The 14,850-nt window shown below is 65.4% G+C and carries 14 protein-coding genes and 1 riboswitch; of the genes, 8 read left to right on the plus strand and 6 right to left on the minus strand.

The window, feature by feature from the left end; genetic code table 11:
• Positions 1–34: 34 nt before the first annotated feature.
• Positions 35–574, minus strand: a complete 540-nt coding sequence (locus tag L1080_RS13090; protein ID WP_250777104.1) for an NlpC/P60 family protein — start codon at positions 572–574, stop codon at positions 35–37.
• Between the two features lie 14 nt (positions 575–588).
• Positions 589–751, minus strand: a riboswitch (cyclic di-AMP (ydaO/yuaA leader).
• A 464-nt stretch (positions 752–1,215) separates the two neighbouring features.
• Here L1080_RS13090 and L1080_RS13095 point away from each other — a divergent pair.
• Together L1080_RS13095 and L1080_RS13100 are read left to right on the plus strand one after the other, a co-directional pair.
• Positions 1,216–3,012, plus strand: coding sequence for a DEDD exonuclease domain-containing protein (locus tag L1080_RS13095; RefSeq protein WP_374435943.1), 1,797 nt, complete (start codon positions 1,216–1,218; stop codon positions 3,010–3,012).
• Positions 3,009–3,284: an Lrp/AsnC family transcriptional regulator gene (locus L1080_RS13100; RefSeq protein WP_109335029.1), complete on the plus strand. Its 276-nt coding sequence runs from the start codon at positions 3,009–3,011 to the stop codon at positions 3,282–3,284. The genes L1080_RS13095 and L1080_RS13100 overlap by 4 nt, the downstream gene beginning before the upstream one ends.
• 19 nt (positions 3,285–3,303) lie before the next feature.
• Here L1080_RS13100 and trpD read toward each other — a convergent pair whose 3' ends face one another.
• Together trpD and L1080_RS13110 are read right to left on the minus strand one after the other, a co-directional pair.
• A complete protein-coding gene (trpD, locus tag L1080_RS13105) occupies positions 3,304–4,407 on the minus strand; it encodes an anthranilate phosphoribosyltransferase (RefSeq protein WP_284708929.1) in 1,104 nt (367 codons plus the stop codon).
• A 58-nt stretch (positions 4,408–4,465) separates the two neighbouring features.
• Complete coding sequence (locus tag L1080_RS13110; RefSeq protein WP_250777105.1) at positions 4,466–4,945, minus strand: hypothetical protein; 480 nt, start codon at positions 4,943–4,945, stop codon at positions 4,466–4,468.
• A 126-nt stretch (positions 4,946–5,071) separates the two neighbouring features.
• Here L1080_RS13110 and ctaE point away from each other — a divergent pair, with 126 nt between their 5' ends.
• The 4 genes from ctaE (at position 5,072) to qcrB (ending at position 9,410) form a co-directional block, all read left to right on the plus strand.
• A complete protein-coding gene (ctaE, locus tag L1080_RS13115; RefSeq protein WP_159921669.1) occupies positions 5,072–5,683 on the plus strand; it encodes an aa3-type cytochrome oxidase subunit III in 612 nt (203 codons plus the stop codon).
• A gap of 63 nt (positions 5,684–5,746) precedes the next feature.
• On the plus strand, positions 5,747–6,598 hold the full coding sequence (qcrC, locus tag L1080_RS13120; protein ID WP_201453561.1) for a cytochrome bc1 complex diheme cytochrome c subunit: 852 nt from the start codon (positions 5,747–5,749) through the stop codon (positions 6,596–6,598).
• Entirely contained in the window at positions 6,595–7,737 is a 1,143-nt protein-coding gene (gene qcrA, locus L1080_RS13125; protein ID WP_159921667.1) for a cytochrome bc1 complex Rieske iron-sulfur subunit, read from the plus strand. Before qcrC ends, qcrA begins: the two co-directional genes overlap by 4 nt.
• 29 nt (positions 7,738–7,766) lie before the next feature.
• The gene (qcrB, locus tag L1080_RS13130) at positions 7,767–9,410 is read left to right on the plus strand and encodes a cytochrome bc1 complex cytochrome b subunit (protein WP_159927118.1); all 1,644 of its coding nucleotides are present in this window, start codon (positions 7,767–7,769) and stop codon (positions 9,408–9,410) included.
• A 55-nt stretch (positions 9,411–9,465) separates the two neighbouring features.
• On the opposite strand, the gene L1080_RS13135 is transcribed toward qcrB, so the two are convergent.
• Positions 9,466–10,362, minus strand: coding sequence for a DMT family transporter (locus tag L1080_RS13135; protein ID WP_250777106.1), 897 nt, complete (start codon positions 10,360–10,362; stop codon positions 9,466–9,468).
• A gap of 68 nt (positions 10,363–10,430) precedes the next feature.
• Here L1080_RS13135 and L1080_RS13140 point away from each other — a divergent pair, with 68 nt between their 5' ends.
• The gene (locus L1080_RS13140) at positions 10,431–11,024 is read left to right on the plus strand and encodes a TetR/AcrR family transcriptional regulator (RefSeq protein WP_250777107.1); all 594 of its coding nucleotides are present in this window, start codon (positions 10,431–10,433) and stop codon (positions 11,022–11,024) included.
• Between the two features lie 70 nt (positions 11,025–11,094).
• On the opposite strand, the gene L1080_RS13145 is transcribed toward L1080_RS13140, so the two are convergent.
• Positions 11,095–11,511, minus strand: coding sequence for a cytochrome c oxidase subunit 4 (locus L1080_RS13145; RefSeq protein ID WP_109329202.1), 417 nt, complete (start codon positions 11,509–11,511; stop codon positions 11,095–11,097).
• Positions 11,512–11,552: 41 nt separating this feature from the next.
• A complete protein-coding gene (gene ctaC, locus L1080_RS13150; protein ID WP_250777108.1) occupies positions 11,553–12,626 on the minus strand; it encodes an aa3-type cytochrome oxidase subunit II in 1,074 nt (357 codons plus the stop codon).
• A gap of 252 nt (positions 12,627–12,878) precedes the next feature.
• Here ctaC and asnB point away from each other — a divergent pair, with 252 nt between their 5' ends.
• Positions 12,879–14,804: an asparagine synthase (glutamine-hydrolyzing) gene (gene asnB, locus L1080_RS13155; protein WP_250777109.1), complete on the plus strand. Its 1,926-nt coding sequence runs from the start codon at positions 12,879–12,881 to the stop codon at positions 14,802–14,804.
• The last annotated feature ends 46 nt before the right edge of the window (positions 14,805–14,850 follow it).

Here is a 14,850-nt window from a genome sequence, read left to right on the forward strand (position 1 = left end):
CGAGTCCCGGAGATGCGTGTGCCACGCGGCTGGATCAGTAGCGGCGTGCGCCGTCGAAAGGCATCGACGCGATGGGCGCCAACTTGACCGGCTGGCTCTCGGTCGAGGCGTGGATCACGTTGCCGTTGCCGGCGTAGATACCGGAGTGCGACCCACCGTAGAACGACACGACGTCGCCGGGACGAAGATCGGCCTGCGCGACGGGAGTCCCGGCCGCGGCCTGGTCGTAGCTGGTGCGCGGCAGGTTGAGTCCGGCCTGCTTGAACGCCCACTGCACGAGACCGGAGCAGTCGAACGCATTGGGACCGGCGGCGCCGTAGACGTATGGGGCACCGATTTTGCTCTGAGCTGCCTGAACAGCTTTGTCACCGGTGGAGGACGCGGGCGGCGCGGGCAGCGCGGGCGCTCCGGGGACCTGCGGGATGACGACGCCCGGGATCTCGAAGGTTCCGATTCCGGGGATGGTGATGGGGTCCGCAGCGGCCGGGGCTGCGGTAGCGGTGAGCGCACCTACTGCAAGAGCGCTGGCGACGATTGCCCGCCGCACATTCCGCTTGGAAACTTGTGACGCCACGAAAGGGGTACTCCGTTTCTTCCATTCGTCCGCCGACCGAGTTAGCTGACGGGTTCGGGCTGGGAAGATCAGCCCTACCCACCGGTCCGGCGAACGTCCCGGCAGGATTCACCCCAGTAGAAACTTGGGTTCCCGGTACGGCCCTCTCACGAGAAGCCGATTAGGCGGTGACTAGCGATGCTGTCCCGGTGTGGGGCGGCAAGACTCCGCTAGGTCTCAGGAAGGTTACGAAATGGAGTACCCGGATGTCGACCGGGACACGCGAAGATTGCCCATCGGACGCAGGGAAACCCGCCGCGGGCGCCTGTACCGGGTTCCGATAACAGCGAGATAACAGCCGGTTGGTTTCCGATCTCTTTTCGATAGCGGCTGTGGCGATTTCGCCCGACCCTTTCGCGACGAGCCTTCGCCGACCCCGCATCCCTGCACTTCACATACCCTTCCGCGATACGAGACCCGCGACGCGTCGCCGAGGCCGAACACCTGTCGTCGTCCGCCCGAGGCACACCCACTGCGCGACAATCGCTGCCCGCTACTGCACTCTGGGACGAGCCGGGAAAAGGCAGTGTGATCCTCGTCTCCCCGCCCCCGAAGTGTTCGCCGGAAGTGGCTTGTCGGTACCCGCCCATACGCTCCGGGCTGTGAGAGTTTCCGGCGTACCCGAGTTACCGAAATTCGTGCAACCGAAGTTCGAGCAACTGAGGTTCGACGAGCTCGACACCCCGCTGCGAGATACCACCTTCGTGATCGTCGATCTCGAAACGACCGGTGGACGGCCCGGGGAGGACGCGATTACCGAGATCGGCGCCGTGAAGGTGCGCGGGGGCGAAGTACTCGGCGAGATGGCCACCCTCGTGGATCCGGGTCGCTCCATCCCGCCGCACATCGTGGAGATCACCGGAATCACCACGGCGATGGTCGTGGACGCCCCGCGTATCGAGCGGGTACTGCCTGCCTTTCTGGAATTCGCACGAGGCTCGGTGCTGGTTGCGCACAACGCTCCCTTCGACACCGGTTTCCTCAAGGCCGCTGCGGCGGCCACCGACACCCCCTGGCCCAAGTTCACGGTGCTGTGCACGGTCAAGCTGGCGCGCCGCGTCCTCACCCGCGACGAAGCGCCGTCGGTGAAGCTGTCCTCCCTTGCCCGGCTCTTCGACGTCAGCACACAGCCCACTCACCGCGCACTCGACGACGCCCGCGCCACCGTCGACGTCCTGCACGCTCTGATCGATCGGGTCGGCAACCAGGGAGTGCACAGCCTCACCGAACTCGTCGATTACCTTCCCGACGTCTCCTCCCACCAGCGAGCCAAGCGCACCCTCGCCAGTCACCTACCGCATGCCCCGGGGGTGTACCTGTTCCGTGGCCCCTCGGACGAGGTGCTCTACGTCGGAACGGCGACAGACCTGCGGCGCCGGGTACGCAATTACTTCACCGGGTCCGAGACGCGCGGACGGATGAAGGAGATGGTGGCGCTCACCACCCGGATCGATCATGTGGAGTGCTCGCACGCGCTCGAGGCCGGTGTCCGCGAACTGCGCCTACTCGCCGCACACACGCCGCCGTACAACCGGCGGTCGAAGTATCCGAAGCGCGGATGGTGGATCACACTCACAGTCGAGGCCTTTCCCCGACTGTCCGTCGTACGCACTCCCACTCCGGATTCACTCGGCCCGTTCCGGTCCCGCTCCACCGCGGTCGAGGTCGCGGATACGCTCGCCGAGTACTGCGTCTTGCGAACCTGTACCACCCGGATACCGAAAGGACGGGAGCATGGACCGCAATGTCCGCCGCGCGAACTCGCCCGGTGCCCGGCGGCCGTGCAGGGTCTGAAAACCGAGGACGACTACAGCCCCGGCCCCCGACTCTTCCGTCACCTGCTGCGAGGCGTCGACGACACGCCACTGCGGCGGATGCGCACACGGCTGGACGGGCTCGCGGCGAGCGAGTTGTTCGAGAACGCCGCCCGGCTGCGCGACCGCACTGCCGACGTGGCCCTCGCATTGCGCAGGATGCAACGGCTGGCTGCCCTCACCGCGCTCGAGGAGATCGTGGCGGCCCGCCCGGCCGCCACCGGAGGCTGGGAGTTCGCGGTGATCCGGCACGGCCGGCTCGCATCCTCCGGGCGTGCGCGGCGCGGAATACACCCGATGCCGGTGGTCGAGGCTCTGGTGCTCGCTGCCGAGACCGTCGTTCCGGATGATGCGCCGCTCCGCGGGGCCTCGCCCGAGGAAGCCGGCCTGCTGGCCCGTTGGCTCGATAGCGAGGGCACCCGCATAGTCAGTGCCTCCGCGGGATACTGCGAACCCGCGCGAGGGGCCGGATCGTGGGCGGAGTGGTGCGAGCGGGCCCGCGCCGGCAGTGAACCGACACCCGAACCGGAGTCCCGAGCGCCTGTGCCCGACGCTGTTCACCACCACATAGGGTGGCACTCATGATCAACGCCATCGTCCTGATCCACGCCGAAGCCCGCCGCATCCCGGAAACAGCGCAAGCCGTCGCCGATATCGACGGCGTCGACAAGGTCTACTCCTGCGCCGGCGACATCGACTTGATCGCAATCGTGCGGGTCCGGGACCACGCGAAGATCGCCGAAGTGGTCACCGAGGGGATCAACAAGGTCGACGGAGTGTCCAGGACGGCAACGCACATCGCGTTCCAGTCCTATTCGAGCGCCGATGTCGAGGCCGGATTCTCCATCGGCGAATGACCGGCGCCGGGCGGGCGCGCTACTTGGTCGCCGTCATCGCCGAGGTGACTGCGGCCCACTTCGCCAGAAGTGCCGCCGCCGCCCCACTGTCGATTGCCTGAGCTGCAGTCGTAATACCCTCGGCCAAGATTTCTTCGAGCGGGCGGTCGCCGAGACCACGGAAGGCCGCGATGGCGCCGGCAGCGTTGAGCAGCACCGCGTCACGCACCGGGCCGGCCTCGCCGTCGAGGAGGCGCCGTGCCACCAGCGCGTTCGCTTCGGCGTCCCCACCCCGCAGCTCGTCCAGCGACACCCGGGCTATACCGAGATCGCGAGGATCGAGCTGACGCACCGTCACCGATCCCTCGGACACGAGATGCACGGTCGACGTGCTCGATGTGGTCAGCTCGTCGAGGCCGTCATCCCCGCGCACCACGAGTGCGGAGTTACCGCGCTGCGCCAGCACCCCGGCGACGACCGGGATCAGATCGAGGAACGCGCAGCCGATGAGTCCCGCGCGCGGCCGCGCCGGATTGGTGAGAGGCCCCAGCACATTGAACACCGTCGGAATGCCGATTTCCTTACGCGGCGCCGCCGCGAACCGGAGGGCGGGATGGAAGACCGGCGCGAAGCAGAAACCGATACCGACCTCGCGCAAGGAGCGTGCCACCTCGTCGGGCCCCAAGTTGATCCGGACTCCGAGTGCTTCGAGTACGTCGGCGCCGCCACTTTTCGAGGAGGCAGCCCGGTTTCCATGCTTCACCACCCGAATGCCGCTGGCGGCCACCACGATCGACGCCATCGTGGAGATGTTGACGGTGTTGGACCGGTCGCCACCGGTACCCACGATGTCCACGACATCGGCATCGACCGGCACCTTGCGCGCATGGCCCAGCATCGAGTCGGCCAGTCCGCGCAGTTCTTCCGGAACGACACCCTTCATCTTGAGGCCGACACCGAACGCGGCGATCTGGGCGGACGTGGCATTGTCGGACATGATTTCGTCCATTGCCCACGTCGCGTCTTCCACCGACAGGTCGCGTCCTTCGGTGAGCGCCCCGAGAACCGACGGCCACGTGCGGACCGGCGGGGTCGTGTCGTTCGTCCCCTGGGCGTCCGGGCCCTGCACGGTCGGGCTCTGCATCGTCGTGTCCCCTCGAAACTCGTAGCGATGTGTACTCGTGTGATCCGCTCTCCGCAGCCTAGTTGCCTTGCGTATCCATCTCGCGCACCGGTTGCATTGCGTCCCACCCCGCGACGTCCCCACCGAGACGCTGTGCCAGCCCGGCCATTCTCGACCGTTCCTGGGAACAGTGCAGCGCGTCCAGCACCTGGACCCGTTGTAACACCAACTCCACGGTCCCCTCGGCCGCGCCGGGGGTGTCGGCAACCGCGACGCCGGTGCGCCGTGGCCGGTATCCGTCCTGCGCGGCAATGGACTCCGCCTCGCCGACCGTGGTCGCCGGCAGCCGCAAATGGTGACGCAGCACGGCCTCCTCGCCGGCCCGCCACACCGGGGTCTCCGAGGCCGCGCGTTCGAGCGTGGTCGAGCACGCCTCCACGTCGTCGAAGCAGGAGGCGACCACGACGAGATCTTCCCGGTCCGGGTCCAGCGGAGGCGCCGACCTGCCGCCGCCGAACAGTCTCCGCAACCACCGCGTACTGTTGTCACGAGTTCGCATTCCTCCACCCTTTCATGCCCCGCCACCAGCGTGTCAGCAGGCAGAATCGGACAAGCGGGACGCGTCGGCGCGCCGAGGGTGGACCCGGGTAGTCGTCTCTTACGACGAAGCGTCATACTTCTGTCTGTGACGAGCGCAGTAGGGACTTCAGGATCAGCAATCACCCAACGCGTGCACTCGCTGAACCGACCAAACATGGTCAGCGTTGGCACCATCGTGTGGTTGTCAAGTGAGCTCATGTTCTTCGCAGGGCTCTTCGCCATGTACTTCGTGGCCAGAGCACAAGCGAATGGAAACTGGCCGCCGGAGCCGACCGAGCTGAACCTCTTCCTCGCCGTGCCGGTGACGCTCGTGCTGATCGCCTCGTCGTTCACGTGCCAGATGGGCGTGTTCGCGGCCGAGCGCGGTGACGTCTTCGGTCTGCGCCGCTGGTACCTCCTCACCCTCGCCATGGGCACGTTCTTCGTGCTCGGCCAGGGATACGAGTACGTGCACCTCGTCGAGCACGGCACGTCCATCTCGAGCAGCGTGTACGGCTCGGTGTTCTACATGACCACGGGATTCCACGGTCTCCACGTCATCGGCGGTCTCATCGCGTTCGTCTTCCTGATCGCCCGCACCAAGGTCAGCAAGTTCACGCCCGCCCAGGCCACCGCCGCGATCGTCGTCTCGTACTACTGGCACTTCGTCGACATCGTGTGGATCGCCCTGTTTGCCACGATCTATTTCATCCGTTGATCAGCTGAACGCCCAGGCAGCCCCCTGACGTCCAGTCCGTCCCGACATACCAAAGGGATACAGATGAGTTCATCCCCCCCGCCCGCATCCGATACCACGGCGTCTGCCGCGAAGACGCGTCGCCAGCGCAAGCTACGCCGTCGCGTCACGGGCGCCCTGGTCCTGATGATGGGACTGGTCAGCGCCGGTTTCCTCGCGTCCGCGTTGACGCCTACCCCGCAGGTGGCCACCGCGACCGACGATCAGGCAGCACTGATCCGTGAAGGCAAGCAGTTGTACGACACGTCGTGCATCACCTGCCACGGTGCAAACCTTCAGGGTGTGCAGGACCGCGGGCCCAGCCTGATCGGTGTCGGTGAGGCCGCCGTCTACTTCCAGGTGTCGTCGGGACGCATGCCCGCGTCGCGTAACGAGGCGCAGGTCGAGCGCAAGCCGCTCAAGTTCGACGCCGAGCAGACGGACGCCATCGGCGCCTACATCCAGGCCAACGGCGGCGGCCCCACGGTCGTGCGCGACGAGAACGGCGAAATCGCCCAGTCCTCGCTGCGCGGCGGCGACATCGGACGAGGCAGCGAACTCTTCCGCCTCAACTGCGCGTCCTGCCACAACTTCACCGGTCGCGGCGGAGCACTGTCCTCCGGCAAGTATGCGCCCGTCCTGGACCCGGCCAACGAGCAGCAGATCTACACCGCGATGGTCACCGGACCGCAGAACATGCCCAAGTTCTCGGACCGTCAGCTGACCCTCGAGGAGAAGAAGGACATCATCGCCTACATCAAGTCGTCGGGCGAGACGAAGCAGCCCGGTGGATACGGACTCGGCGGCATCGGTCCGGCATCCGAGGGCTTGGCCATGTGGGTCGTCGGAATCATCGCTGTCGTCGGTGCAGCACTGTGGATCGGAGCAAGGTCATGAGCGACGCTGGCCAACCGGGCGGCGCTACGCCAAAGAAGTACACGGACGCGGAACTCGAGAACCTGAGCCGCGACGAGCTGGTCGAACTCGGTACCAACCTCGACGGGGTCGATGTCGCGTTCCGCCGCAACCGCTGGGCGGTCGAAGGAACCAAGGCCGAGAAGCGCGCCGAACGCTCCGTGGCGTTCTGGTTCGCCCTCGCCGGCGTCTCGGCCGTGGCGTTCATCGCGATCTACCTGTTCTGGCCGTGGGAGTACGCCGGCGCCGGTGAAGAGAACTACTCCGCGTACAGCCTGTACACCCCGCTGATCGGTCTCACCATGGGCCTGGCCATCCTCGGTCTGGGTGTCGGCGCCGTCCAGTTCACCAAGAAGTTCATTCCGGAAGAGCTGTCCGTCCAGGACCGCCACGACGGCGGATCGTCCGAGACGGACCGCCGGACCATCGTCGCGGAACTCGGAGACTCCTTCGACACCTCGACGCTCGGGCGCCGCAAGCTCATCAAGCGCAGTCTCCTCTTCGGTGGTGGCGCACTCGGAATCATGTCCTTGATGCCGCTCGGTGGACTGGTCAAGAACCCGTGGGCACAGCGTGACGATTCGCCGCTCTGGGTGTCCGGCTGGACGCCCCGCTACGCCGGCGAGACCATCTACCTGCGCCGAGACACCGGTCGTCCCGAGGACGTCGTCCTCGTCCGTCCGGAAGACCTCGACGCCGGTGCCATGGAAACCGTTTTTCCTTTCCGCGAGTCCGACCGCGGCGACCACGACGCCCTGCTCGAGGGCCTGCGCGGTATCCGCAACGCGACGATGCTCATCCGTCTGCGCACGGAAGACACCGAACGGGTCACCAAGCGCAAGGGCCAGGAGAGCTTCAACTACGGCGACTACTTCGCCTTCTCCAAGATCTGCACCCACCTCGGCTGCCCCACGTCGCTGTACGAACAGCAGACCAACCGAATTCTCTGCCCGTGCCACCAGTCGCAGTTCGACGCGCTGACCTACGGAAAGCCGATTTTCGGTCCCGCTGCTCGTGCACTTCCGCAGTTGCCTATTACAGTGAACGAAGAGGGTTTCCTGGTCGCCACCGGTGACTACATCGAAGCTCTCGGCCCGGCATTTTGGGAGCGTCGACCGTGACCAACAACAAACCGTCCAGACTGAACGCCATGGCCGCCGGCCAGGCGGAGGCAATGGACTCCCGTTACCACCTCGCAGCAGGAATGCGGCGGCAGATCAACAAGGTCTTCCCCACCCACTGGTCGTTCCTGCTCGGTGAGATCGCGCTGTACAGCTTCGTCATTCTGCTGATCTCGGGTGTCTACCTCACCTTGTTCTTCGACCCGTCGATGGCCCACGTGGTCTACAACGGCGCGTACGAGCCTCTGCGCGGCGTCACCATGTCGCGCGCATACGAGACCACGCTGAACATCTCCTTCGAGGTGCGCGGCGGATTGTTCGTCCGGCAGATCCACCACTGGGCGGCATTGATGTTCGCGGCGTCCATCGTGGTGCACCTGATGCGCATCTTCTTCACCGGCGCCTTCCGGCGTCCGCGTGAAGCGAACTGGGTCATCGGTTGCCTTCTCTTGATCCTGGCCATGTTCGAGGGCTTCTTCGGTTACACCATTCCCGACGACCTCCTGTCGGGTACGGGCCTACGTGCCGCGTTCTCCGGTATCACCTTGAGCATCCCGATCGCCGGCACCTGGATGCACTGGCTGATCTTCGGCGGCGACTTCCCCGGCGACCTGATCATCCCCCGGCTCTACGTGGCGCACGTCCTGCTGTTCCCCGGCATCATCCTCGCGCTGATCGCCGGTCACCTCGCGCTCGTCTGGTACCAGAAGCACACGCAGTTCCCCGGCCCCGGCCGCACGGAACAGAACGTCGTCGGCGTCCGGATCCTCCCCGTCTTCGCCGTCAAGTCGGGCGCGTTCTTCGCCATCACCTTCGGTGTTCTCGCCGTCATGGGCGGCGTGCTGCAGATCAACCCGGTGTGGACCATCGGCCCGTACAACCCGGCACAGGTGTCCGCCGGGTCGCAGCCCGACATCTACATGATGTGGACGGACGGCCTGGCCCGTCTGTGGCCCGCGTGGGAGATCTACCTGTTCGACCGGTACACCATCCCGGCCGTGTTCGCGGTGGCGCTGATCATGGGACTCGTCTTCACCGTCCTCATCGCCTACCCGTGGATCGAGAAGCGTCTGACCAAGGACGACGCTCACCACAACCTGCTGCAGCGTCCGCGGGACGTTCCGGTCCGCACGGCGATCGGCGCGATGGCACTGACGTTCTATGCCGTTCTGACGATCTCCTGCATCAACGACATCATCGCGTACCACCTGAGCATTTCGTTGAACGCGATGACCTGGATCGGCCGTATCGGCATGGTGTTGCTGCCGCCCCTCGCGTTCTTCGTGGCGTACCGGTTCTGCCTGGGTCTGCAGCGCAGCGACCGTGAGGTTCTCGAGCACGGCATCGAGACCGGCATCATCAAGCGGATGCCCAATGGTCAGTACATCGAGATCCATCAGCCGCTCGGCCCGGTCGACGGCCATGGCCACCCGATTCCGCTCGAGTACCAGGGTGCGGCCATCCCGAAGAAGATGAACAAGCTCGGCTCCGCAGGCAAGCCCGGCTCCGGCAGCCTTGTCACCGCAGACCCGATCGAAGAGAGCGAAGCTCTCGAGGCCGCTCTGCATCATGGTGAGCGCGAACAGCTCACCATGCTGACCGAGCTGCAGAATCGGGTGCACGGAAACGGAAGCTCAGGCAACGGCAGCTCCGGCAACGGCGAGGCCCACTGAGGCTGACCCCGCGCTGATCAGGGCCCCGAACCACTTGTGGTTCGGGGCCCTGCCTCTATGGGACGAGCTGCATCTCCTCCCTCTCTCGCGACTGCGCATGGAACACCACTGTCACTGCACCGAGACACAACAGCAGGCCTGTCGCGGTGAGGGCTCCGAAGGGCTCGCCGAAGGCCACGGCCCCCCACACCGCGGTCACGGGTGCCATCAGAAACATCAGCGTATTGACCCGGGTGACACCATTGCGTCGCAGCACCAGCCAGTACAGGCCGTAGCCGCCGAAGGTGGACAGAACCACCAACCAGGTCACGGCAAGCCAGAATGTGGCGTCAGCCGGTGGAGTCACATCTCCGCCCGCTGCCGCCATCGCGGTGAACAACACCGCGCTGGTGACACAGTGGATCGTCAGCGACACCGTGGGGTCGGTGTCCCGAGGTGAGCGGCGCTCCAAGAACGTCGCGGCCACCAGGGAGAGCATCCCCGCGAACGGCACCAGATACGCCCACCACACCACTCCCCCGGACGAGGTGGCATCGCCGGCGGTGACCGTCACGACTCCGGCCACACCGAGCGCCAGACCCCACCATTGCCGCGGCCCGACATACGCCCTCAGCAGCGGTCCGGCAAGTACGGCGACGACGAGAGGCTGAGTACCGTCGATCAGCGCCGTGGTCCCACTGGAGACCCCCAAGCCGATTGCCTGGTAGACGGTGAGGAGGTAGCCCGTCTGCGACAGCGCGCCGATGACAATCTCGCGCCGCACCGTGTGCAGTCGGAGGCTTCTCCAGCGGTGGAGTCCGAAGAGCATTGTGCAGAGGACAAGCACCACCGCGAGGGGCAGGAACCGCCACATGAGCAGGGTGATGGGATCGGCGGTGCCGGCCCCGAGTTTCGCTCCGATGAAGCCCGAACTCCAGCACACGACGAAGGCCGCAGCGAGAAGTACATTCACGAAGAACCTCCCGGGTATACAGATCTGTGTAGCAAAACCAACGATATACCGATCTGTATACTTCTGTCATGGGCACAGTGCCGGAACTTAGACGAGTCACGCTGACCCCGGGGGCCCGACGCGCCCTGGCCGCAGCCGACCGCTTGTTCTACGAGCGCGGAATCTCCGCTGTGGGGGTCGATCTCATCGCCGCGGAGGCGGGCGTCACGAAGAAGACGCTGTACGACCGGTTCGGGTCCAAGGAACAGCTCGTGGTCGAGTACCTCGCCGACCGCGACGAGCGCTGGCGACTGTTCCTTGCCGGCTATCTCGACGCAGCGGGCAGCTCACCGGACGGACGCCTGAAGGCTATCTTCGACGCATCCCGCGACTGGGCCGGTCAGCACAGCACAAAGGGCTGCAGCATGGTGAACGCACACGCCGAGATCAGCGACCCAGCCCATCCGGGGTACCGCGTCATCATCGAGCAGAAGCGGTGGATGCTCGCATTGTTCACGCAGGTATGCGCCAACGCGGGAGTGGCAGACGCACACGAACTTGCCTGCACCTTCATGCTGCTCCACGAGGGGGCTCTGGTGGCACATGGTCTTCACGTGTTCGAGGACGCACTCATCCTCGCGTCGGCTCGGTCACAGGCACTGCTACGCGCGGCCGCCCGTTAGTGATGCGACAACAACGGCGGGGCGCCGAAATCCCTTAGGATTCCGACGCCCCGCCATGCGGTGTTGATGCTCAGTGCTTTTCGGGTCCGACGTGGTACTCGAAGACCAGGCCTGCCGCTGCCGCCAACACGGCAACAACTGCAACAACGATCATCCAGGGCTGGAAGAACGCCAGCGCGAGGCCGGCGAGGGCCGCTGCACCGGCCAGCAGAATGGGCCAGTAGCTTCCGGGGCTGAAGAACCCGAGGTCGCCGGCGCCGTCGGCGATTTCTGCATCCTCGTAGTCCTCGGGCCGGGTGTCGAGACGGCGGGCGACGAACCGGAAGTAGGTACCGATGATCAATGTCAGGCCCGCCGACAGGCAGATGCCGGTCAGACCCGCCCACTCGATACCGGTCCGGGAGACGGCGGTGAACACGCCGTAGACGATCGCGACGAGAATGAAGAATACCGTCAGGATCTCGAAGAGCTTGGCTTCGATCTTCATATCAGCACTTGTCCTTGGTCAATGAGGTATCAGCAGCGGGGTCAGTTACCTTCGACACCGCTCGCCTGCTGGTAGCCGCGATCGGTGGTGAACGGTGAGGTGGAGGTCGCCACAGGCGACTCGCCGATAGCCTCGAGAGCCTCCGCCGTGGTCAGCGCCCGGCCACCCTCGTCGGCAGGCTTGCGCAGATCGATGTACTGCGCGAACTTGTCCGGGCTCACGGCGCGAACCTCGAAGTTCATCATCGCGTGGAACGTTCCGCACATCTCGGCGCAGCGTCCCACGAAGGCGCCTTCCTTCTCGATCTCACTGATCTGGAAGACGTTGTCGGACTGGTTCTCCTTGGGGTTCGGGTTCACGTCCCGCTTGAAGAGGAACTCCGGCACCCAGAAGGAGTGGATGACGTCAGAGGAAGCGAGCTCGAACTCGATCCGCTTACCGGTCGGCAAGACGAGGATCGGGATCTCCTGGCTGGAGCCGATGGTCTCGATCTTGTCGTAGTGCAGGTAGGACAGGTCCTGCGGGGACTTGCCGTGGATTGCACCGGGCTGCGCGTGACCGCCCTCGCCCCCGTGCTCGGTTCCGGACGCCGCGCCTGCCTCGACGGCCGCCTGGGCCTCCTGGTCGATGCCGTCGTACTTGGCCTGGCCGTCACCGAGATCGATGGAGCGGTAACCGAACTTCCAGTTCCACTGGTAGGCAGTGACGTCGACCACGACGTTGGGGTTGTCCTCCTTGTCGAGGACGTGGTTCTGCACGACCACCGTGAAGTAGAACAGAACGGCGATGATGACGAACGGGACGGCGGTGTACGCCAACTCGAGCGGCACGTTGTACGCAGTCTGGCGAGGGAACTCGGGAGAGTCCTTCTTCTTACGATGGAAGATCACCGCCCAGAAGGTGAGGCCCCACACCAGGATGCCCATGACGAGGGCGGCGATGACCGACCAGGTCCAGAGCTCACGCATGCGTTCTGCCTGCGGGGTTACGCCCGAAGGCCACCCGAAACGAAGCACTTCGTTGTCGATTGAACAACCCGACAGCAGCAAGGCAGCAACGCCCAAAGATGCTGCCAACCCTGCCCGCCGAAGGATCCGACCTTGCGCCACGTTCACGCCTTCCTGATCGCCGCAAATTCCACTAGGGCACACCCGATGGGAAGGCCCAATTACTACGCAGCGTAGACCAAAGCGGATGGCCGTCCCTCCTCGGGTCGGGCGGTCGTGTCGCCACCGCTGCCGGGGCGGTGTCCTCGACGGCCGGAACCGGCCGCCGCGGGAATCTGCGGCATACTTTCCGGCAGAGTTCCCTGACCTCTCCACACCCGTGTGGAGCATCCCAGATTCTGAATTGAGGTACCGGACGCTGTGTGCGGACTGCTCGGGCTACTGACCTCTGGAGAAACCAGCGACTACGCCGTCTCACAGGTCGACGAGGCGATGCACTGCCTGCGGCATCGCGGGCCGGACGAGCACGGGACGTGGCACGACGATCACCTCGTGTTCGGCTTCAATCGGCTGTCGATCATCGACATCGAACACTCCCACCAGCCGTTGCGGTGGGGTCCTGCCGAGAAACCGCAGCGGTACGCCCTCACCTTCAACGGTGAGATCTACAACTACCTCGAGGTTCGCGCGGAACTCGCCGAGCAGTTCGGGGCGCGGTTCGCGACCGAGGGCGACAGTGAGGCCATCGTCGCGGCGTTCCATTACTGGGGCGAGGATGCTGTGCGCCGCCTGCGCGGCATGTTCGCGTTCGCGATCTGGGACACCGAGACGCGGGAGCTGTTCATTGCCCGCGACCCGTTCGGCATCAAGCCTCTGTTTCTGGCGACGGGGACGGGCGGCACCGCGTTCGGCAGCGAGAAGAAGAGCCTGCTCGAGCTGGCCGACCTCATCGGTATCGGTACGGACCTCGATCCGCGCGCCGTGGAGCACTACACGGTGTTGCAGTACGTGCCGGAACCGGAGACGTTGCACAAGGACATCCGCCGACTCGAATCGGGCTGCTTCGCGCGGGTGCGTCCGGGTGAGGCACCGGTCATCACCCGGTATTTCGCCCCTACCTTCCCGGTGCAGCCCTTCACCGCGGGAACGGAGAAGGCCCGGTATGCGGAGATCGCGGCGGCTCTGGAGGATTCTGTCGCCAAGCACATGCGGGCCGATGTCACGGTCGGGTCCTTCCTGTCGGGCGGCATCGATTCGACGGCCATTGCGGCGCTCGCGATGCGCCACAATCCCAACCTGATCACCTTCACCACCGGCTTCGAGCGGGAGGGCTATTCCGAGGTCGACGTCGCGGCCGAGTCGGCAGAGGCCATCGGGGCACGGCACGTCGTCAAGGTGGTCAGCCCCGCAGAATTCGCTGCGGCCATCCCGGAAATCGTGTGGTACCTCGACGACCCCGTCGCCGATCCGGCCCTCGTTCCGCTGTGGTTCGTGGCGAAGGAAGCCCGCAAGCACGTCAAGGTGGTGCTGTCGGGCGAAGGCGCCGACGAGTTGTTCGGCGGCTACACCATCTACCGCGAGCCGCTGTCACTGAAGCCGTTCGAATATCTGCCGAAGGGTCTGCGGCGGGCCGCCGGACGCTTGTCGGAACGGATTCCCGACGGGACACGCGGAAAGAGCCTGCTCAATCGCGGTTCCCTCACCCTCGAGGAGCGGTACTACGGCAACGCCCGCAGCTTCAACGACGCCCAACTGCGTACGGTGCTGCGCGATTTCCGTCCCGAATGGACGCATCGGGACGTCACGGATCCGATCTACGCCCAGTCGCAGGGGTGGGACCCCGTGGCCCGCATGCAGCACCTCGACCTGTTCACCTGGCTGCGCGGTGACATCCTGGTCAAGGCAGACAAGATGACCATGGCCAACTCCCTCGAACTGCGGGTGCCGTTCCTCGATCCGGAGGTGTTCGAGGTGGCCTCCCGGGTGCCGTTGGACCAGAAAATCACCAAGAACACCACGAAGTACGCGCTACGGCAGGCTCTCGAAGGCATCGTGCCCGGCCACGTGCTGCACCGGGCCAAGCTCGGGTTTCCCGTGCCGCTTCGGCACTGGTTACGCGGCACGGAACTCTTCGACTGGGCGCACGAGCAGATCGCCGCGTCCGGCACCGACCAGCTGCTCGACAAGGCCGCTGTCGCGAAGATGCTCAACGATCACCGGGACGGCGTCTCAGATCACAGCCGTCGCCTGTGGACCGTCCTGACCTTCATGGTCTGGCACGGCATCTTCGTCGAGAACCGGATCACGCCGAAGATCGCGGAGCCTGCGTACCCGGTGTCCCTCTAGGCGCTCCGCGCTCGTGAGTGGTTGACGAGTCCAGGGACTCGTCAAC

The sequence above is a fragment of the Rhodococcus sp. MSC1_016 genome, from assembly GCF_023667485.2.
Taxonomy (GTDB): domain Bacteria; phylum Actinomycetota; class Actinomycetes; order Mycobacteriales; family Mycobacteriaceae; genus Rhodococcus_F; species Rhodococcus_F oxybenzonivorans.